The organism is Pigmentiphaga litoralis, assembly GCF_014651835.1.
In the GTDB taxonomy this organism is placed as follows: Bacteria; Pseudomonadota; Gammaproteobacteria; order Burkholderiales; family Burkholderiaceae_B; genus Pigmentiphaga; species Pigmentiphaga litoralis.
The window spans coordinates 2,078,073-2,098,362 of sequence record NZ_BMXQ01000001.1 but is presented as its reverse complement, the minus strand read 5'-3'; the positions used below and the strand labels follow the sequence as shown (position 1 = coordinate 2,098,362).

Annotated in this window: 20 protein-coding genes; 19 read left to right on the top strand and 1 reads right to left on the bottom strand. The window is 65.2% G+C overall.

What is annotated here, in order from left to right:
* Positions 1-10: 10 nt before the first annotated feature.
* From IE116_RS09470 to oxlT, 19 genes are all read left to right on the top strand, one after another.
* Positions 11-379 (top strand): response regulator, encoded by a 369-nt coding sequence (locus IE116_RS09470; protein ID WP_189611842.1) that lies wholly within the window; start codon positions 11-13, stop codon positions 377-379.
* A complete protein-coding gene (locus IE116_RS09465; RefSeq protein WP_189611840.1) occupies positions 376-687 on the top strand; it encodes an STAS domain-containing protein in 312 nt (103 codons plus the stop codon). Before IE116_RS09470 ends, IE116_RS09465 begins: the two co-directional genes overlap by 4 nt.
* The gene (locus IE116_RS09460; RefSeq protein WP_189611838.1) at positions 684-2,711 is read left to right on the top strand and encodes a chemotaxis protein CheA; all 2,028 of its coding nucleotides are present in this window, start codon (positions 684-686) and stop codon (positions 2,709-2,711) included. Before IE116_RS09465 ends, IE116_RS09460 begins: the two co-directional genes overlap by 4 nt.
* The gene (locus IE116_RS09455) at positions 2,708-3,301 is read left to right on the top strand and encodes a chemotaxis protein CheW (RefSeq protein ID WP_189611836.1); all 594 of its coding nucleotides are present in this window, start codon (positions 2,708-2,710) and stop codon (positions 3,299-3,301) included. The genes IE116_RS09460 and IE116_RS09455 overlap by 4 nt, the downstream gene beginning before the upstream one ends.
* A 27-nt stretch (positions 3,302-3,328) precedes the next feature.
* Positions 3,329-4,957: a methyl-accepting chemotaxis protein gene (locus IE116_RS09450; RefSeq protein WP_189611834.1), complete on the top strand. Its 1,629-nt coding sequence runs from the start codon at positions 3,329-3,331 to the stop codon at positions 4,955-4,957.
* Positions 4,958-4,992: 35 nt separating this feature from the next.
* Positions 4,993-5,868, top strand: coding sequence for a CheR family methyltransferase (locus IE116_RS09445; RefSeq protein ID WP_308428225.1), 876 nt, complete (start codon positions 4,993-4,995; stop codon positions 5,866-5,868).
* Entirely contained in the window at positions 5,865-6,389 is a 525-nt protein-coding gene (locus tag IE116_RS09440; protein WP_229828075.1) for a chemotaxis protein CheD, read from the top strand. Before IE116_RS09445 ends, IE116_RS09440 begins: the two co-directional genes overlap by 4 nt.
* Positions 6,386-7,477 carry a protein-glutamate methylesterase/protein-glutamine glutaminase gene (locus tag IE116_RS09435; RefSeq protein WP_229828074.1) on the top strand — a complete coding sequence of 364 codons (1,092 nt, stop codon included), beginning with the start codon at positions 6,386-6,388 and terminating at the stop codon, positions 7,475-7,477. The genes IE116_RS09440 and IE116_RS09435 overlap by 4 nt, the downstream gene beginning before the upstream one ends.
* A gap of 228 nt (positions 7,478-7,705) precedes the next feature.
* Entirely contained in the window at positions 7,706-8,272 is a 567-nt protein-coding gene (locus IE116_RS09430; RefSeq protein ID WP_229828073.1) for an HNH endonuclease, read from the top strand.
* A gap of 324 nt (positions 8,273-8,596) precedes the next feature.
* Complete coding sequence (gene htpG, locus IE116_RS09425; protein ID WP_189611832.1) at positions 8,597-10,501, top strand: molecular chaperone HtpG; 1,905 nt, start codon at positions 8,597-8,599, stop codon at positions 10,499-10,501.
* Positions 10,498-11,298 carry a class I SAM-dependent methyltransferase gene (locus IE116_RS09420; protein ID WP_189611830.1) on the top strand — a complete coding sequence of 267 codons (801 nt, stop codon included), beginning with the start codon at positions 10,498-10,500 and terminating at the stop codon, positions 11,296-11,298. Before htpG ends, IE116_RS09420 begins: the two co-directional genes overlap by 4 nt.
* Entirely contained in the window at positions 11,265-11,816 is a 552-nt protein-coding gene (locus tag IE116_RS09415) for a DNA-deoxyinosine glycosylase (RefSeq protein ID WP_229828072.1), read from the top strand. The genes IE116_RS09420 and IE116_RS09415 overlap by 34 nt, the downstream gene beginning before the upstream one ends.
* Before the next feature lie 79 nt (positions 11,817-11,895).
* Entirely contained in the window at positions 11,896-12,588 is a 693-nt protein-coding gene (locus tag IE116_RS09410) for a GNAT family N-acetyltransferase (protein ID WP_229828071.1), read from the top strand.
* A 98-nt stretch (positions 12,589-12,686) separates the two neighbouring features.
* A complete protein-coding gene (locus IE116_RS09405) occupies positions 12,687-13,856 on the top strand; it encodes a GGDEF domain-containing protein (RefSeq protein WP_189611827.1) in 1,170 nt (389 codons plus the stop codon).
* Positions 13,857-14,029: 173 nt separating this feature from the next.
* On the top strand, positions 14,030-15,175 hold the full coding sequence (locus IE116_RS09400) for a CaiB/BaiF CoA transferase family protein (RefSeq protein WP_189611825.1): 1,146 nt from the start codon (positions 14,030-14,032) through the stop codon (positions 15,173-15,175).
* A gap of 81 nt (positions 15,176-15,256) precedes the next feature.
* Positions 15,257-16,222: a Bug family tripartite tricarboxylate transporter substrate binding protein gene (locus IE116_RS09395; RefSeq protein ID WP_229828070.1), complete on the top strand. Its 966-nt coding sequence runs from the start codon at positions 15,257-15,259 to the stop codon at positions 16,220-16,222.
* Between the two features lie 44 nt (positions 16,223-16,266).
* Positions 16,267-17,142, top strand: coding sequence for a dioxygenase (locus IE116_RS09390; RefSeq protein WP_189611823.1), 876 nt, complete (start codon positions 16,267-16,269; stop codon positions 17,140-17,142).
* Positions 17,143-17,175: 33 nt separating this feature from the next.
* Positions 17,176-17,982, top strand: a complete 807-nt coding sequence (locus IE116_RS09385; protein WP_189611821.1) for a citryl-CoA lyase — start codon at positions 17,176-17,178, stop codon at positions 17,980-17,982.
* A 40-nt stretch (positions 17,983-18,022) separates the two neighbouring features.
* Positions 18,023-19,309, top strand: a complete 1,287-nt coding sequence (gene oxlT, locus IE116_RS09380) for an oxalate/formate MFS antiporter (protein ID WP_189611818.1) — start codon at positions 18,023-18,025, stop codon at positions 19,307-19,309.
* Between the two features lie 56 nt (positions 19,310-19,365).
* Here the strand turns inward: oxlT and IE116_RS09375 are convergent, their stop codons facing one another.
* Positions 19,366-20,286 (bottom strand): LysR substrate-binding domain-containing protein, encoded by a 921-nt coding sequence (locus IE116_RS09375; RefSeq protein WP_189611815.1) that lies wholly within the window; start codon positions 20,284-20,286, stop codon positions 19,366-19,368.
* Positions 20,287-20,290 lie beyond the last annotated feature (4 nt).

Here is a 20,290-nt window from a genome sequence, read left to right as displayed (position 1 = left end):
GGATCTTTCCATGACAAAAACCATCCTGGTCGTCGACGACTCGGCTTCGGTCAGGCAAGTGGTCGGCCTGACGCTGCGCGGCGCCGGCTACACGGTGATCGAAGCCGCCGATGGCGAAGCGGCCCTTGCCCAGCTGACCGGTCAACGTGTCCACCTGATTCTGAGCGACGTGAACATGCCCCGGCTGGACGGCATCGGTTTTCTGAAGGCTGTGAAGCAGCTGCCGGCCTATCGCTTCACGCCGGTCGTGATGTTGACGACCGAAAGCCAGGAAGAACGCAAACGCGAGGGACAGATAGCGGGCGCCAAGGCGTGGATCGTCAAGCCGTTCCAGCCCGCGCAACTACTCAGTGCGATCGCCAGGCTGGTGATGCCATGAGCCGCGCCGCAGGGGATGCCGAACGCGTGGCAATCGAAGGCGAACTGACGATCTACCAGGCGTCGGAATGGGTTGCGCGGTTGCAGCACGCCTTGTATCGGGTCGACGCCCTGACGATTGATCTGGCAGGCGTCACCGAAATCGATACCGCCGGCGTGCAAGTGCTCGCATTGACACGACGCGAGGCAGCCTTGCGTGACCGCACCGTGTTCTTCGACGCGCACAGTCCGGCCGTGCTGGAAGTGTTCTGCCTGCTGGGCGTCGATGCCCAGCTCGAATGCGCCTTGAAGCCCTGGGAGCGCCCATGAACCTGGACGACGTGGTTCCTACCTTCCTGCAAGAAGGCCGCGAGCTGCTCGACGAGGCCGAGCGTGAACTGCTGTCGCTGTCACGCATGCCGGACGACCCGCTGGACCGGGTCAACGCGGTGTTCCGTGCGGCGCATACCATCAAGGGGTCGGCAGGACTGTTCGGTCTCGATACGGTGGTCGGCTTCACGCACGATGTCGAAAGCGTGCTGGATCGTGCGCGGGGCGGTCTGCTCAAGGTCGAACCGGCGCTGATCGACCTGCTGCTGGCCTGCATGGATCACATACGGGCGCTGCTGGATCAGGTCGTGTCCGGCGAACAGGCGTGCGATGCCGACCTGGCGGCACGTGGCGTTGCCTTGCAGAGCCAGCTGACGGTCCATCTCGTCCCGCAAGAGCGCGGTGCCTGGGACAATCTTTGGCAGGTGTCCTTGCGGCTGGATCCGGACGTTCTGCGGCACGGCCTCGATCCGCTGCCTTTCCTGCGGTATCTTGGCACGCTGGGCACCATCGAGCATATCGACACCGTGTTTGACGCGATGCCCGACGTCGCTGCGTTCGATGCCGAATGCGCTTACATCGGGGTCGAACTGAGCCTGCGTACCGATGCCGATCAAGAGGCCATCGAAAGCGTCTTCGAGTTCATGCGCGACAGTTGCGTGCTCCGGATCGTGCCGCCGGCGCGCGGCCAGCAGGACGCGCCGTCAGCTTCCCTGCCGGCTCCCGGCTCTGCCCGGCCGGGCGTGGCCGGCGCGGACACGCCTCGGGGTGAAGAGCGGCGCTTCCTGCGTGTCGACGCCGACAAACTGGATCGCCTCATTGATCTCGTGGGGGAACTGATCACCTTGTCGGCGTCAGCGCAATCGGCGGCGCGGCGGATCCACGACGCCGATCTGCAGGAGAGCCATTCCGCGCTGGCCAGCCTTGTCGAGTCGGTGCGCGACAGCGCCCTGGCCTTGCGTATGGTCAGGATAGGCGCCAGCTTCAACCGCTTCCAGCGCGTCGTCCACGACGTGGCGCAGGAATTGGGCAAGGACATTGAACTCGTTATCAGCGGTGAGGACACCGAACTCGACAAGTCCGTCGTGGATCACATTGCCGACCCGCTGACGCATCTGGTGCGCAACGCGATCGATCACGGTATCGAATCCGCGGCGGTTCGAGCCGCCCGCGGCAAGCCCGCACGCGGACAGCTGCGCCTGAACGCGTATCACGATGCCGGCGGCATCGTGATCGACGTTGCGGATGATGGCGGCGGTCTGGATCGCGATCGCATCCTTGCCAAGGCCATCGAGCGCGGATTGGCCGATCCCGCCCGTGCCTATTCCGATGACGACGTCCATGCCTTGATTTTCGAGCCCGGTTTTTCGACGGCGCAGGCGGTCACGAATCTGTCGGGTCGCGGCGTCGGCATGGATGTCGTCAAACGCAATATCGCCGACCTGCGAGGCGCCATTGCCTTGCGCAGCCGCCCGGGCCAGGGCGCGACCGTGTCGATTCGCCTTCCGCTCACGCTGGCGATCATCGAGGGATTCCAGGTGACGGTCGGCGCATCGGTCTTTGTGCTGCCGCTGGACACCATCGATGAGTGCATTGCTTATTCCTGCGACGGCAAGCACGACTACACCGATCTGCGTGGAGAGGTCCTGCCCTTTATCCGGCTGCGCGACGCGTTTGCACTCGGTGGCAATCCTGCTGGCCGCCAGAACATCGTCGTGGTCAGGCATGCAGGCTTGAAGGCCGGCCTGGTGGTCGATGATCTTCTGGGGGAATGCCAGGCGGTCATCAAGCCGCTTGGCGCGCTGTTCAAGGCGGTTCCCGGTATCAGCGGATCGAGTATCGGTGCCAACGGTGATGTCGTGTTGATCCTTGACGTGCCGGAACTGATCGCGCGCGCCGCGGCGCGCGGCGAGGCTGGATCCTCGGCATTGCGGCCGGTCGCGCGATTGCCATTGCGCGGAGTCGAAGACATGTCGTCCTCACTGCCTGCACCCATCCTTACTGAAAGAGTCGCGTCCGCATGATCGCTTCCAACTTGCATCCAGCGGGCAATGCACCGCACGGTCGGCCGGACCCGGCCAATGGCACGTCCGTAAACACATCGCCGGAAACGGCAGCCGGGGTCTCGTACGGGCTGCTGCCGTCCCAGTGCCTCACGTTCCAGCTGGGCGGCGAGCTCTTCGCCATCGACATTCTCTGCATCAAGGAGATCATCGAGTTTCGACGGCTGACCGTCGTTCCGATGATGCCGGATGTCGTGCGGGGCGTGATCAACCTGCGTGGCGCGGTGGTGCCCGTCATCGATCTGCATGCGCGCTTCAGCCATGCGCCCGGCGAGATCGGCAAGCGCACCTGCATCGTGATCGTCGAGGTGAGCGACAGCCATGGCGCCCGTGTGGTGGGCCTGCTGGTGGACGCCGTCAACGAAGTGATCGATGTGGATCCCGCCGACCTGGCGCCGCCGCCGGCGTTCGGTGCGCGCGTCCAGGCTGAATTCATTCGCGGCATCGCCAAGGTCGACGCCCGCTTCGTCATCGTGCTGGATGTCGGGCAGGTGTTCTCGCTCGAATCGCTGCACGATTTGCCCGGTGACGCGGCCGCGCCCGCTTCCTGAACGTTCACTATTGTTTTCGAGTCCCCCATGCTTTCTCAAATCAAGATTTCCGCCCGACTGATCGTGGCGTTCGTGCTGGTGTCGGCGTTCAGCGTGCTGGTTGGCGGCATCGCCATCGTAAACCTGGATCGCAGCAGCGACCTGGCCGGGTTGATGTACACCCGTAAGTTCGCGGGGCTGTCCGGCATCAAGGACATCGATCAACAGCTCGCCAGCATCGGTCGGCTGCGCTCGGCGGCGCTTGCAGCGGCGACCCCCGAAGAACGGGACACCGCGCTTGCCGAGATACGCAAACGCATAGCGACAACGGCCGCCTTGATCGACAATGCGCGGCCCCTGTATTACACGGAGCAGGGCAAGTCCCACTTCGCCGTCCTGGATCGCGCGTGGCCCGACTATGTGCGGGCGCTTGAGCAGAGCCTTGGCCTGATTGGACAGCAACCGCTTGCCGTGCGATCGGACGATATGAACATCGTGCTGAAATCCGTCGATCGAACCGTTGCCGCGGTGCTTCAACCCTTGAACGAACTCGTCGCGATCAAGGCGCGCAATGCGAGCGACCAGAACGACGAAACGACCCGTATCGCCGAAGACAGCCGCGCACTCGTCCTGAGCCTGAGCCTGGGCTGCATGATGCTGGGTGTCGGTTTGGGACTGTGGATCAGCCGGGGCATCGCGCGACCGCTGCGCAGCGCCGTGGATTTTGCCGGTCGACTGGCCGATGGCGATCTGACCGCTCGGGTGGAAGTGCATGGCAAGGACGAAACCGCGGCGCTGCTGCGCGCGATGCACGATATGTCGGGGCGGCTGGCAGGCGTGGTCGCCGATGTGAACAGCAACGCGCAGTCACTGGCGGGCGCATCCGAAGAACTGAGCGCGACGGCACAATCATTGTCGCAAGGCGCAAGCGAGCAGGCTGCCGGCGTCGACCAGACCAGTGCGTCGGTCGAACAGATGACCGCGTCGATTGCGCAGAACACCGAAAACGCCTCAGTGACCGACCGGATGGCCACCAAGGCGTCCGTCGATGCAAGCGAGGGCGGCGAGGCGGTCAAGGCCACGGCAGCGGCCATGAAGCAGATCGCGCAAAAGATCGGCATCATCGACGATATCGCGTACCAGACCAATCTCCTGGCGCTGAACGCTGCAATCGAGGCGGCGCGCGCGGGCGAGCATGGCAAGGGCTTCGCGGTGGTCGCGGCGGAAGTGCGCAAGCTGGCGGAACGCAGCCAGGTGGCGGCACAGGAGATCGGCGAAACCGCGCGTGTCAGCGTCGATCTGGCCGAACGCGCGGGCCGCATGCTCGACGATATCGTGCCGGCCATCCGCAAGACCTCGGATCTGGTGCAGGAGATTTCGGCAGCATCGTCCGAACAGGCGTCGGGCGTGGGGCAGATCAACGCTGCGGTGACCCAGCTGACCCAGACTACGCAGCAGAGCGCGTCCAGCGCGGAAGAGCTGGCCGCCACGTCGGAAGATCTTGCGGCGCAGGCAGAGCGCTTGCGTCAGACGATGGCGTTCTTCAAGCTCGACGAGCGTGAAGCGCCGCGTCGCGAGCCATCGCGCGCCGCCGGCAGCGCAACGCCCTTGCGACGCGCGCCGGTCGTGATGGCCGATGCGCTGGCGCCGGACGATACCCAATTCGTCCGGTTCTGATGCCCGAGACGCCTGTCGCGCCCCGGATGCCCCAGATGCCCCTGATGTCCGGGATGCCCAATACGCCCGTCATGCCCGCCATGCCCTCGGCGGCTCATGGCCCGGGGCGAGTCGCCATCTCGGACGCCGAGTTCGACGCCGTGCGTCGCTTCATTCGCGACGCGGCAGGCATCCACCTTTCCACTGCCAAGAAGGCGCTGGTGTGCAGCCGGCTCCACAAGCGACTGGCTGCCTGCCAGGTGGCGTCCTACACCGCCTATCTGCAGATCGTGTCCGACGCCGCCAATACCTTGGAACGCCAGGTGGCCATCGACCTGCTGACGACCAACGAAACCTACTTTTTCCGCGAACCAACGCACTTCGAAGCGCTGGCGGATCATGCGCGCCGCCGTGCCCTGCATCAGCAGGAGCTGCTACGTGCCTGGAGCGCCGCGAGTTCGACAGGTGAAGAAGCGTTCAGCATGGCCATGACGCTGGCCGATGTGCTGGGCTGCCAGCGGTGGGAAGTGCTGGGTACCGACATCAGCACGCGAGTCGTCGCCCAGGCATGCGCGGCGCGCTACCCCATGACCCGCGCGTCGCGAGTCACGCCCGAGCACCTGAAGCGGTATTGCCTCAAAGGTGTCGGCGCGCAGGCTGGCATGCTCCGGATCGCGCAGTCGCTGCGCGACCGTGTCCGTTTTGCGCAGGCCAACCTGATGCGGTCATTGCCGGAACTGGGGACGTTCGACGTGATTTTCCTGCGCAACGTCCTGATCTATTTCGACCTTGCAGGAAAGGCCGCCGTGTTGGGCAACGTGACGGCGCGACTTCGTCCTGGCGGCCTGTTGTGCGTCGGCCATGCCGAATCCTTGCAGGGGATCGCTCACGGTCTCGTGCCGATTGCGCCTTCCATGTACCGCCGATCATGACGACTGACTGGTTGGGCGATCGCGCGCCGGTGTCAACGATCGACCTGTTCCTGCAGCCCGGCGAATTCTTCGTGGGCAATCACGAGTTTCGGGTGCGCACGCTGCTGGGATCGTGCGTGTCCTTTACCTTGTGGCACCCCCGTCTGCGTATCGGCGCCATGTCCCACTGCCTGCTTGCGGAGGGTCGGCCGGGGTGCCCGGAACGCGATGCGCGGTATTGCAACGACGCGTTTGCCCTGATGACGGCGGGCCTGACCGAGCAGGGTGTGAACGTACGTGAATGCGACGCCAAACTGTTCGGCGGCGGCCAGATGTTTGCGCGCGCAACCGGGCGGGGCGCCGCGCCGATCGGCATCAGCAACGGACACTACGCCCGGCAGATGTTGCACACGGCCGGCGTACGCATCTGCGCGGAACATCTTTTCGGGCAGGGGCGTCGGCAGATTGTTTTCGACATTCGCGACGGCGCCGTCTGGGTGCGACATGTCCCGTCCATGACCGGCCTGGACACCCCGTCATGACGCGATTGCACGTGATGGTGATCGACGACTCGGCCGTCATGCGGCAGACGCTCGGCGCCCTGCTGGGTCAGGCGCCCGGCGTGGGAAAAGTGACAGCCGTACCCGACGCCATGCGCGCGCTCGAACGTATGGCGCAGGACTGGCCCGACGTGATCGTGCTCGACCTTGAAATGCCACGCATGGACGGGCTGAGTTTCCTGCGGCAGGTGATGCGGGATCGCCCTACGCCGATTGTCATCTGCTCGACGCTGGCCGAGCAGGGGGCCCGCGTTACGCTCGATGCACTGGCGGCAGGCGCGGTCACCGTCGTTGCCAAACCGCGCTTCGGCCTGCGGCAGTACCTGGTGGACACGGCGGACGATTTTGTCGGCAAGGTGCTGGCCGCGGCAACGGCCAAGGTAACGCCGTTGCACGGCGCGTCGGCGGCCGCGTCATCGGCACCCCTGCAGGCGCTGCGGCTTGACGCGGGCGCAGTGCCGCCGGCGCGCAGCGCGAACCCGACGTCCTACCCCACGCAGCAGGTGGTCGTCATCGGCACCTCGACCGGCGGCACCCAGGCACTGGAGGAGGTTCTGCCGGCGCTGCCGTCGTCGTGTCCGGGACTGGTCATCGTGCAGCACATGCCGGCGCCATTCACCGCCGCTTTTGCTGCGCGTCTGGCCGCCTTGTGCAAAATGGACGTGCGGGAAGCGCGGGACCATGACGCCGTGATTCCCGGTCGCGCCCTGATTGCGCCCGGTGGGCGGCACACCGTGCTGCGGCGGCAGGGCGCCGCGTATCACGTCGAGGTCAAGGACGGCCCGCTGGTCAACCGGCATCGGCCGTCGGTCGACGTCCTGTTCCGGTCGGCAAGCCGCGTGGCCGGGCCGCGAGCGCTCGGTATCCTGATGACGGGCATGGGAGACGATGGCGCCGCGGGCCTGCTTGACATGCGCCAGGCCGGCGCGCGCACCCTTGCGCAGGACGAGGCAAGTTCTGTCGTGTTCGGCATGCCCAAAGAGGCGCTGGCTCGGGGGGCAGCCGATCGGGCGGTGCCGCTGGCTGCCATCGCACGTGAGATCCTGCTGTGGGCGCGCACAGGCCGGTAGACGCCACCCCCGGCCTGCCGCGGTACGCCGCCCGGCGGCCCTGTCTTGTTTCCGTCACGAATGTGCTGTATAAAAATCCAGTGACGTCGCGCGTTTACGGCCGGCCCATGCGATCCCGTGCCTCTGGCCCACGCCCGCCTGCCGCCCAAGCGCTGCGCCATGTGTTCCGTACGTTGCTTTGCCGTGCGCCGGATCCCCGCCACGCCAAGTTCGCTCAGGAGACATCTCGTGGCTCACCTCGTCCTTGCGCTCGATATCGCCGGTACCCCGGTGCGCTGGATAGACATCGAAAAGGCCATCTGCCTTCACGTTGCAGGCCGCGTGGCCTGGGAACTTGGCGCGACCAGCGTCACGTTCCGCGGCGGCACGAACCGCCACACCGGTCTGCCGTCGGTCGCCAGTACCACCAGCATCATTGCCGTACGCGGCCGCGAATTTCGCGGCGATCGCAGCGCATCCATCAGCCTGAGCCGTGACCGCCTGTTCTCACGTGATCACAATGTGTGCGCCTATTGCGGCGGCCATTTCGTCGATACGGACCTGACCATCGAACACGTCACGCCCGAATCGCGCGGCGGCGGCAACCAGTGGGAAAACATCGTCACCGCCTGCCGGTCGTGCAATCAGCGCAAGGCCAATCGCACGCCCGAAGAAGCCAACATGCCGCTGCTGTATCTGCCGTACCGGCCCAACCGGTGGGAAGGCATGATCCTGCGCAACCGCCGCATCCTGGCCGACCAGATGGATTTCCTGCTCACGGGCGTGCCCAAGACAAGCCGGCTGGTAGGGCTGTAGGCGTTCACGCCGCGTCCCACTGCTCCAGCCAGCAGGCGCAGAATGCGGGCAGCCCCCTTTTGCACCCCTTTTTGCACCCCTTCTTGCCCCCCTTCTCGCATCGCTCGCGCACGTGGCCGCGGGCGAGCATTCCGCAAGCGCCGTATGATGACGGCCTTCGCACCTGAACCTGTCGGGTGGCGTTGCGTCATCGATTGCGTCCGTCTCGGACACCGTCCCGCCCGCGCTTGAATTCGCGGCGGGCGTCCCCATCTCCGAGCGAACCCATTTTTTCCACCCGTCGACAACGACATCACTCCCGTTTTACACAAGGGAAAAGTTGCCATGAGTCAAACCGCAAACACCACCGAAACGCTGGGCTTTCAGACCGAAGTCAAGCAACTGCTGCAGCTGATGATCCACTCGCTGTACAGCAACAAGGAAATTTTCCTCCGCGAATTGGTATCGAATGCGTCAGACGCCTGCGACAAGTTGCGCTTCGAGGCGATCGACCATCCGGAACTGCTGGAAGGTGCCGGTGAACTGGCGATCCGCATCGGCTTTGACAAGGAAGCCCGCACCATCACGATCGGCGACAACGGCATCGGCATGAGCCGCGACGAAGCCATCGCCAACCTGGGCACGATCGCCCGGTCGGGCACCCGCGAGTTCTTCCAGAACCTGACCGGCGACAAGCAGAAAGACGCACAGTTGATTGGCCAGTTCGGGGTCGGCTTCTATTCGTCGTTCATCGTGGCCGACCGCGTCTCGGTCGTGAGCCGTCGTGCCGGCGCCGCCGCCGACGAAGCCATCCGCTGGGAATCGGCAGGCGACGGTGAATTCACGATTTCGCCGGCCGAAAAGGCCCTGCGCGGCACCGAGATCACGCTGCATCTGCGTGACGATGCCGACGAATTCCTGTCGTCGTGGAAGCTGCGCGAAGTGCTGCGCCGCTATTCGGACCATATCTCGCTTCCCATCATCATGAAGAAGGAAGAGTGGGATGCCGAAAAGTCGGAAACGGTGCAGAAGGACGAAGACGAGACGGTGAACCAGGCAAGCGCGCTCTGGACCCGCAGCAAGTCGGACATCACCGACGAGCAGTACACCGAGTTCTACAAGCACGTTGCGCACGACTTTGAAGGCCCGCTGGCCTGGACGCACAACCGCGTCGAAGGCCGCAGCGAATACACGCAACTGCTGTTCGTGCCCAAGCGCGCGCCGTTCGACATGTGGGACCGCAACACAAAGCACGGCGTGAATCTGTACGTAAAGCGCGTCTTTATCATGGAAGACGCCGAGCAGTTGCTGCCGGGCTACCTGCGTTTTGTGCGCGGGATCATTGATTCGGCCGACCTGCCGCTGAACGTGTCGCGCGAAATCCTGCAGGAAAGCCGCGACGTGAAGGCGATCCGCGAAGGCAGTACCAAGCGCGTGCTGAGCCTGCTGGAAGACCTGGCTGAAAACAAGCCGGAAGACTATGCAACGTTCTGGACCGCCTTTGGCCAGGTGCTGAAGGAAGGCGTGGGCGAAGACGCCGCGAACATCGAACGGGTCGTCAAGCTGCTGCGCTTTGCATCGACCCACGGCGGCTCGGACGCGCAGACCGTGTCGCTGGCCGACTACGTGGGCCGCTTCAAGGAAGGCCAGGACAAGATTTACTACGTGACGGCCGAAACCTACGCCGCCGCGGCCAACAGCCCGCATCTGGAGATCTTCCGCAAGAAGGGCATCGAAGTGCTGCTGCTGACCGACCGGGTCGACGAATGGATGGTGTCGTTCGTGCGCGAGTTCGAAGGCAAGCAACTGGTGTCGATCGCCAAGGGCGGCCTGGACCTGGGCGCACTGGCCGATGAAGAAGACAAGAAGCGCCAGGACGATGTGTCGGAAGAGTTCAAGCCTGTGGTCGAGCGCCTGAAGACGGCGTTGGGCGAGCAGGTCAAGGACGTGCGGGTCACGTTCCGCCTGGTCGATTCGCCGGCATGCGTGGTGGTGGATGACCAGGACATGAGCCAGCACTTGCAGCGCCTGCTGAAGGCGGCCGGCCAGCCCGCGCCCGAGTCGCGTCCCATCCTCGAGATCAACCCGGAACACGCGTTGATCGCACGCATCCAGAACGCGGCCGACGGCCAGTTCGATGAGTGGGCGCATGTGCTGCTGGATCAGGCGCTGCTGGCCGAGGGCGCTTCGCTGGACGACCCGGCGGCATTCGTGCGGCGCCTGAATGGTCTGTTGCTGAGCCAGTCTTGAGCCGCGACCGCGCGCCTGCGTCCAGCCGGACTCCCGCCGCAAAACCGGGGCGCCTCGACGTCCCGAATTTTTCGGAAGAAGGCGGCGTGCGTTTCCTGCACTTCGGCACGCCCTGGGTCCAGGGCGCGATGAAGGTGCAGAAGCCGGCGGACCTGGTCCTGGAATACACCCGGCAGATGATGGCCTGGCTGTTGTTCCTTGAACCGCCGGTGGGCGCCGACTCCATCGGCACCCTGGGCCTGGGCGCGGGGTCGCTGGTGCGCTATTGCCTGAAGCACACGCCCAGTTCGGTGCACGCGGTGGAATGGAACCCGCAGGTGACGGCCGCGTGCCGCGCCTATTTCCGGCTGCCGGCCGAAGGCGACCGCTTCCAGATCACGCATGCCGATGCCGGCGCCTGGGTCGAAGACATCGCCAACCGGGGCACCTGCCCGGTGTTGATGGTCGACCTGTACGACGCCGAGGCGCGCGGCCCGGTCCGGGATTCCGTGGCGTTCTACCAGGCGTGCCGGCGGGTGATCAGCGGGCATAGCCATCAGGCGGGCGTCATGACCGTCAATCTGTTCGGCGCGCATGAAAGCTTTGCGCGCAACCTGGACAACCTGTATGAAGCCTTCGAAGGCCGCATCGTGGTCCTGCCCGAGATGGACGCAGGCAACCGCGTGATGGTGGCCTTTGCCGGGCCGCCCCTGGAGATCACCACCGACATGCTGCTGGCGCGTGCCGACGTCGTGGAAGCGCAGTACGGCTTGCCGGCGCGCAAGTGGGCCCGGTTCCTGTTGCCGGTGCTGTGCTGACGCAGGATGCCGTGCTGTCCGGCCCCGTGCCGGTGGACCTGCAGGGCGGCCTTCCTCCGCTCATTGCTCCGACGACCCGGCTGCTGCTGCTTGGCAGCTTTCCGGGCGTCATGTCGCTGGACCAGGCGCGGTACTACGCGCATCCGCGCAACCAGTTCTGGCGGCTGGTGGGCGCCTGCATCGACGAGCCCCTGCCTGACATGCCCTATGCCGACCGTCTGGCCACCTTGGCCCGGCATGACATCGGCCTGTGGGACATGATTGCGCACTGCCGCCGTGTCGGCAGCCTGGACGCCGCGGTCAAGCAGGCAAGCCTGCATCCGCTTGCCGGTTACCTGAAGATCGCAGCGCCGCGCTTGCGCAAGATCGGCTTCAACGGCGCGTTGTCTTGGAAGCTGGGGCAGTCGCTGGCCGAGCATGGCTATGCCGTGTTCAAGCTGCCATCGTCGTCACCCGCTGCGGCATCGGTGCGATTCGACGACAAGCTGGCCATCTGGCGCGAGATGTTTTTGTCCTGATCCGGCTTGCCGGCGCGAAGGCCTGCACGGTAGAGTGGCCAGCGGCATCGGCGGCGATGCAGGGATCGGAGGGCGGCAGGTGAAGTCAGGTGCAGCAGGGCAGGCAGAGCAGGCAGAGCAGGCAAAGAGGGGTCCGGTTGCGTTGATCGGCGGCAAGCTGGTCCTTCGCCCCCTATCGGCAGACGACGGCCCGTCCATCGTCGCCGCCACGCAGGCCAAGGGACTGTCCGACAATCCGCATACCACCATCCCCAGTGCGGGCGACATCGACACCTATCTGGCCCGCACGCTGGAAGGCGTCGCAGCAGGCCACACCATTGCCTTCGTGACGACCCTGACGGACACCGGCCAGGTTGTCGGCGCCACGCGCTTCTGGCGCTACGAGCCGGCCAACCGGAAACTGGAAATCGGCCACACCTGGATCGCGGCCGACTGGCAACGCAGCTTCGTGAACACCGAAGCCAAGTACCTGATGCTGCGTTATGCCTTCGATCATCCGGGCTGCCTGCGCGTCGAATTCCAGACGGATGAACTCAATACCGTGTCGCGCCAGGCGATCTTGCGTCTGGGCGCGACCTTTGAAGGCATTGCCCGCAAGGAACGGATCATGCCCGACGGGCGGCAGCGCAATACCGCGCGATTCGCGATGACCGACGACGACTGGCCGCAGGTGCGCGACGGGCTGGAAAGCCGCATTCGCCGGTATGGCGGCGTGCCCGTACTGACGGTCGAGTCGCTGCCGCGCAACGCCAACGGATCCAAAACTGCGTAAAAGTACGTCAAAATGTTGCAAAGCTCGCCTACACTTGCTCGCGGCGCACAGGCGCGCCGGTCACCGGTAGTCTGATCGCAACGAAGCGAGTGAGGGCGATGGATAGCAAACTGACATTCAGCGTCCCGCGCTGGCGATTGACACGATGGCTCGTGGGCGTGGGCCACGACGTTCCGCACGACGTGCGCGTGGCGCTGATCGGCAGCCTGTTCGGCACCTTGCCGATCTTTGCGGGCGGCGTGCTCAATACCCTGCTGGTGTCGACGCTGGGGATGCTGCGGCATCCGTCTGCCTGGTTCGTGGGCTGGCTGGTACTCGAGGTCGTGATCTGCGGCGCCCGTCTGGTGGTGCTGCTCACGGCCCACCGTGCCGCGGCGCAGGGCAAGCCGACGCCGACCGACATCTATCTGGTGCTCGCGCTGGCCTGGGCGTTCAGCGTGGGCTATGGCGTATTCATCAGCATCACCAGCGGCGACTGGGGGATCGCGACCATGGCCTGCCTGTCGTCGGCGGCAATGGTCGGCGGCATCTGCTTTCGCAACTTCGCGGCGCCCCGGTTGGCGGGCGTGATGATCTTCCTGAGCCTGGGTCCGTGCTGCCTGGCGGCGCTGTTTGCCGGCGAGCCGCTGATTCTGGCGACGCTGCTGCAGATTCCCTTTTACTTGTTCAGCATGACCACGGCGTCCTACCGGCTCAATTCCATGCTGGTGTCGACAATGCGGGCGGAACGCGAAAACAGTTATCAGGCGCGGCATGACGAACTGACGGGGGTGTCGAACCGGGCAGGTTTGATGGCCGTCATGGCGCACCGGGTCTCGAGCCACGGCCACCATGCCGTGTTCTATCTGGACCTGGACGGCTTCAAGCAGGTGAACGACAGCCGCGGCCATCCTGCGGGCGACCGGTTGCTGCGTCTGGTGGCGGAGCGGCTGAAGGCCTTGCTCAAGCCCGACGACGTGGTCGCGCGCATCGGCGGCGATGAATTCGTGGTGATGACCCGCAGCCCGGACCGCAAAAGCAGCGTGCACTTTGGCGACAGCATCATCGCTGCGGTGTCCTTGCCCTACGACTTGGGCGACGGCGTGCCCGTGGCCATCAGCGGCAGCGTGGGCATCGCCCTGATCCCGGAGCACGGGACCGCGACCGAAGAGGTCCTGGCCGCGGCCGACGCAGCGCTGTATGTCGCAAAGTCGCTGGGCAAGGGCCGGTGCGCCGTGGCCGTCGAGCGGGTGGACGCCGGTGCACGATGGGCGCTGCGCAGCGCTTGACTGGGCGTTGACCCGGGGCGTCGACCCGGGGCGCTGCCCCCTTCCCGCGCAGCTATCGATGGCATCGATCAAGAACCAGTCAAATAAATCATTTTGAGCCATGCTCATGCCGTCTCTATAGTCCGTACAACAACAAAACGGACGCCTGCTTCCAGGCATAAAGAGACAGCTTCATGGCACATGTATTGGACGACGTGCGGGTGCTCGAACAGGGCACATTCATCACCGGGCCAGCCGCCGGCATGCTGCTCGGCGACCTGGGCGCCGACGTGGTCAAGATCGAGCAGCCCGACGTGGGCGACCCCTTCCGCGCGTTCAAGGGCGGCTTGTACAGCCCGCATTTCCAGACCTATAACCGCAACAAGCGCAGTGTCGAACTGGACACCCGCACGCCCGACGGCCTGGCGGCGTTCGATGCCCTCGTCAAGGATGCCGACGTCTACATCCAGAACTTCCGGCCGGGTGTCGCACAGCGGCTGAACGTCGATGCGGCCCGGCTGCGCGCGCTCAACCCCCGGTTGATCTACTGCGCGATCAGCGGCTTCGGGCAGGATGGCCCGGCGGCGGCCCGCCCGGCGTACGACACGGTGGCGCAGGCGGCGAGCGGATTTCTCGGGCTCCTGATCAACCCCGAGAATCCCAGGGTGGTGGGCCCGGCCATCGCCGATTCCATTACCGGTTTCTACGCAGCCTACGGCATCCTGGGCGCGCTGCATCAACGCGCCCGGACCGGGGAGGGCGCGGTGATCGAAGTGTCCATGCTCGAGGCAATGACGCACTTCAACCTTGACGCGTTCACGCACTTCTTTTCTGCCGATGAAGTCATGGGCCCTTACAGCCGGCCCAGTGTGTCGCAGTCCTATGTGCTGGAGTGCGCGGACGGCAAGTGGATTGCGCTGCACATGTCATCGCCCGAAAAGTTCTGGCAAGGCCTGGCCCGCGCGATCGAGCAGCCGACCTTGTTCGACGAACCGGATTTCGCCACGCGTCCCCAACGGATCGCCAACCAGGAAAAGTTGATTCCACGGCTGGGTGCGGCCTTCAAGCGCTACAGCCGGGCCGACTGGTGCGCGCGGCTGGAGCACGAGGACGTCCCGCACGCACCGGTCTACGACACCAGCGAAGCACTGCAGGATCCACAGGCGCGCCATCTGCAGCTCGAGGTCGCCACGACGCATCCCACCATGGGCGAATTCCGCACGGTCCGCTCGCCCGTGTCCTTCGACGGCAAGCGGTCGCTGGAGGTCATGGCCCCGCCCACGCTGGGTGAACACAACGACGACGTCCGTCCACGCAAGCCGGCGGGAACGACCGGGTAAGCGGGACAAAGCGCGGCGACCTGCCGCAGCACTTTCACAACGAATGGCGGGCAATGACCCGCCAGCCAAGGAGACAGAACGATGGCATGGCATGCACCTGCATGGCTGGTGATGGCGCTCGCGCTACCCAGCCTGTCGATGGCGGCGGATTTTCCGGCCCGCCCGCTGAAAATGATTGTGGCCTTCGGGCCGGGCACCTCTACCGACCTGATCGCCCGGCTGCTGGCCGAGAAGATGTCGGCCAGTCTGAAGCAACCCGTGATCGTCGAAAACCGGGCCGGGGCGGGCGGCGCGATCGGCACCGAAGCCGCCGCCAAGGCTGCGCCCGATGGTTACACGATCACCCTGGGCACGGTAGGCACCCTGGCCATCAACAAGACCCTGTACCGCAAGCTTGCCTACGATCCGGTCGCCGACTTCGAACCCGTGGCATTGGTCGGGTCCACGCCGACCCTGCTGGTCGTCAAGGCCGATGCGCCGTATGGCTCGGTGCCGGAACTGGTGGCTTATGCACGCAAACATCCGGGCAAGGTCAGTTTTGCATCGGCGGGCAGCGGCACATCGGGCCATCTGGCGGGAGCCTTGCTGGCGACCCGCAGCCAGGCCGACATGCTGCATGTTCCGTACAAGGAAGGCGCCCAGGCCGTGACGTCGGTCATGTCGGGCGAAACGGCCTTCATGTTCTACCACCCCACCGCGGTCATGTCGCAGATCAAGGCGGGCCGGCTCAAGGCGCTGGGCTCCAGCGCGGGGGAACGCAGCCCCCGGGTCGGCAACCTGCCCACCGTGGCCGAAGCAGGCTACCCCGGCTTTGCGTTGACGGCCTGGTTCATGGTCGCTGCGCCGAAAGGCCTGCCGCGCGAGGTGATGGCGCGGCTGGTCGACGCATCGGCCAGTGCGCTTGCGGACCCGGCGCTGTCGGCCAAGTTGCTGGAGCAGGGGGTCGAGCCGTCGGCGATACCGCAGCCGGCCCTCAAGGCCTTTGTTGCCGACGAGACGCGCAAGTGGGCTGACGTGATCGTTGCCGCCAACGCCGTCATCGATTGACGACCTCCTGTCCTTTTGTTTCCTATCGCCTGCCGGAGCCGCCCATGTTCACGCCTTCTTCCCTTTCGATTACCGATCAAGTGCTCGCGGTGCTGGCATGCGATTCGCCGCGGCATCAGCAGGTCATGGAATCGCTGGTCAGACATCTGCATGCGTTCGTGCGTGACGTCGAACTGACCGAAGCCGAATGGCTGACGGCCATCACCTTCCTGACGCGCACGGGCCAGATCTGTACCGACAAGCGGCAGGAATTCATTCTGCTGTCGGACACCCTGGGGGTGTCGATGCTGGTGGACGACATCAATCACGACAAGCCCGCCGGCGCGCTCGAGTCCAGCGTGCTGGGTCCCTACTATTGGGAAGGCGCGCCCGAGGTGCCCCTGGGCGCCGCGATTGCGGAGGGCGTGGCGGGCGAGCCGACCCATTATTCGGGCCGCGTCACCACGCTGGACGGCGCGCCGCTGGCCGGCGCCACGATCAAGGTCTGGTCCGGCGATGGCGAAGGCAACTACGACATGCAGTTGCTGACCGAGATGCGGGCGCGCGCCGTGCTGCGCACCGACGCCGACGGCAGATATCACTTCTGGTCGATCAAGCCTTCGTACTATCCGGTGCCGACCGACGGCCCGGTGGGCGCCATGCTGCGCGACCAGAACCGTCACCCCAACCGTCCGGGCCACATCCACTTCATCGTGTCCGCGGACGGGTATCAACCGGTGGTCACCCAGATCTTTCCTTCCGACGGGCCGTACCTGGATAGTGACGTCGTGTTCGGCGTCAAGTCGAGCCTGATCGCCGATTTCGTTCCCCATCCCGTAGGCGCTCGCGCCCCAGATGGCCGTGTCCTCGACACGCCGTTCCATACCGTCAGTTATGACCTGGTGCTGGTGCCGTCGGACGCCCTGGCCGTTGCCGCGTGATGCGCGCGTTCCCCATTTGATCAAAGGATTCCCATGAAAATCGGCAAGGCCACGGTGCCCGTCACCTCGCTGTCTACGTCAAGCAGCACCACCATCGTCATTCGCGGCAAGGACCTGTGCCAGGACCTGATCGGCAAGACCTCCTTCAGCGATTACTTCCATTTTCTGGTGACCGGTCGCATGCCCGATGCGGCGGCCAGCACGGTGCTGGATGCCACCCTGGTGGCCATCGCCGAACACGGGCTGGTGCCCAGCGTGCAGGCCAGCCGGATGACCTATGCCGCCGCGCCCGATGCGCTGCAGGGGGCCGTCGCCGCCGGCATCCTGGGATGCGGTTCCGTGATATTGGGGGCAGCCGAGACGGCGGGCATCTTGCTGGCCGAGGTCAAGGCGCGCGCCGGACAGGACGCGGGCTATGACCGCGCCGCGGCCGAGGTGGTCGCCGAGTATCGCGCCGCTGGCCGCGCCATTCCGGGCTATGGCCATCCGCTGCACAAGGAAGGCGATCCACGTGTGTTGCGGCTGTTCGCGGTGGCGGAGCAGGCCGGCGCCGACCTGAGTTTCGTGCGGGTCGCCGAAGCCATCGAGCGCGTGCTGCCGGAGATTGTCGGCAAGCCCCTGAAGCTCAATGTGTCGGTCGCCATCCCGGCCGTGCTGCTGGGTAGCGGGTTTCCGATCAAGGCCTTGAAGGGCGTTCCCATCCTTGCGCGCACCGCGGGCCTGATCGCGCATCTGACCGAAGAAGCGGAGCGGCCCATCGGTTTTGCACTGTCCTACCAGGCATCGCGCGATGTCGAGTACGACGGCCTGACACCACCGGGGTTCGTACCGGGGGCCTAGCGCCCGACGCCCCACCCAAAACAACACGCTGGAGACAAGCATGAATGCAATAACCGATGTGCAGGACGGCGCTCGTCCGTCCACCGTGGACGTTCCCCGGTCCCGGTGGGTGCAACTGGTGCTCGGCATGGTGGCGATGATGGCCATCTCGAGCCCGCAGTATGTGTGGGCCCTGTTCGTGATGCCCATGAAGACATCGCTCGATGTCAGCCTGTCGGCCTTGCAGGTCACCATCGCGCTGTTCAGTATCTTCCAGTGTGGCTTTGGCCCGTTCCATGGGTATGTCGCCAGCAAGCTCAGTTCGCGCCAGCTGGCGCTGGCCGGCGGTCTGATCACGGGGGCGAGCTGGGTGCTGTCGTCGCAGGTCACCTCGTTGCCGGTGCTGTACTTCACCTATGGAGTGCTGTCGGGCATTGGCACGGGCTTTGTGTACGTCGCCGTGGTCGAACTGATGATCCAGTGGTTCCCTGACCGGCGCGGCCTGGCGATCGGCATGGTGTCGGGCAGCTACGGCTTTGGCGCCGTCGTCACCACCTTTCCGGTCGACAGCATGATCCGGGCATCCGGCTATCCCACGACCTTGCTCACGTTCGGCTTCATCCTGGCCGCGGTGATCATGCTTGCCGCGCTCGGCATGGCGCGGCCGCCGCTGGGATGGGTGCAGCAGAATGCGGCAAAGGCCAGTGTGCTGAATGCGGGCACCCGCAGCTCCACCACGGCCGAGATGATGCGGGCGCCGGTGTTCTGGGTCATGTTCCTGGCCATGAGCATGGTCGCGACCGGTGGCCTGATGGCGATCTCGCAACTGGGTGCGTTCGCCAAGGACTTTGGCATCACACCGCAAACCACCGTGATCGGCCTGGCGGCGTTGCCGCTTGCGTTGACCATCGACCGTATCGCCAACGGGCTGACGCGGCCTTTCTTTGGGTGGCTGTCGGACCAGGTCGGGCGGGAGAACACCATGTTCTTTGCGTTCGCGCTGGAAGGCATCGCGATCTTTGCCTTGCTCAAGTACGGCCACAACCCGGTGGCCTTCGTGCTGCTGACGGGCCTGGTCTTTTTTGGGTGGGGCGAGATCTACTCGCTGTTCCCGTCCTTGCAGGCTGACCTGTTCGGTCCCAAATATGCCGCCAAGAACTTTGGCGTGCTGCTGATCGCAACCGCGGTGGGTTCCATCTTTGGTGGCCCGATGGCAGCGTTGCTGTATGAACGCACGCAGTCCTGGTCGACGGTCTTTTATTCGGTGATCGCGCTCGACTTCGTCGCGGCCATTCTGGTGCTGGCGGCCATCAAGCCCATGAGCCGCCGATGGCTGGCGCGTAGCTGATCGAAGGGTGCCAGTCCGGCGGCCTGCAAGGCGCCGGACTTGCTGTCAGGAAGGAATCACGCCGGCTTGCGGCGCAGTCGCGTGGCGACGACTTTCTTTTCATCCCGCGCGATCCGCCGCAACAGCGATGCAAACATCTCGGCAGCCGGGCTGCTGACGGCCGCACCGTTCCACACCAGCCCGGGTGTGCGCACCGGCGACGGATCTTCCAGCCGCACCACGTGCAGTCCTTGCAGATAGCTGGCGGCGCGTTCCGACACAATGCATCCGGCTTCGATGCGGCGAACGATGCCTATCATCGTGGCCATCGAATTGGTCTCTGCGACGACATGGGGCTGGGCATCGACGGCGCGAAAGGCCTCGTCCAGCAACTGGCGGGTGGCGAATTCGGCGGGCAGCAGCACCAGGTCGCGGCCATGCAATTCGACAATGCGGATGCGCTTGCGGGCCGCCAGCGGATGCCCGGGCGCCACGGCCAGCACCATCTCTTCGTTGTACAGGGGCTCGAAGCGCAGCGCGCCCAGCGACGCGGGCCGATAGGCCACGCCCAGGTCGATGCGGCCGTCCCGCAACTGTTGCAGGATCCAGTCGGCGCTGCCTTCCTCGATCGAGACCTGCACGCCACGATGCCGCGCCATGAATTCCGCAATGCAGGTCGGGATCAGCCCGATGCCAAAGGTGTGGGTCGCGCCCACGGCAAGCCGGCCGCGCAATTCGTCTTCGCCGCGGCGCAGCGCATGGATGCCCGAGTCCACTTCCCGCAAGGCGTTGTTGGCATTCGGCAGGAACCGTTCACCTGCCTGCGTCAGGCGCACCTGCTTGCCGGTCCGGTCGAACAGGGTCTGGCCCAGTTCTTCTTCCAGCTGCCGGATCTGATGCGACAGCGTCGATTGCGACACATGCACCTTGCGCGCCGCGTGCGTGAAGTTCAGTTGCTGCGCAAGGGCAACAAAATAGCGAAGGTGTCTGAGTTCCATGCCG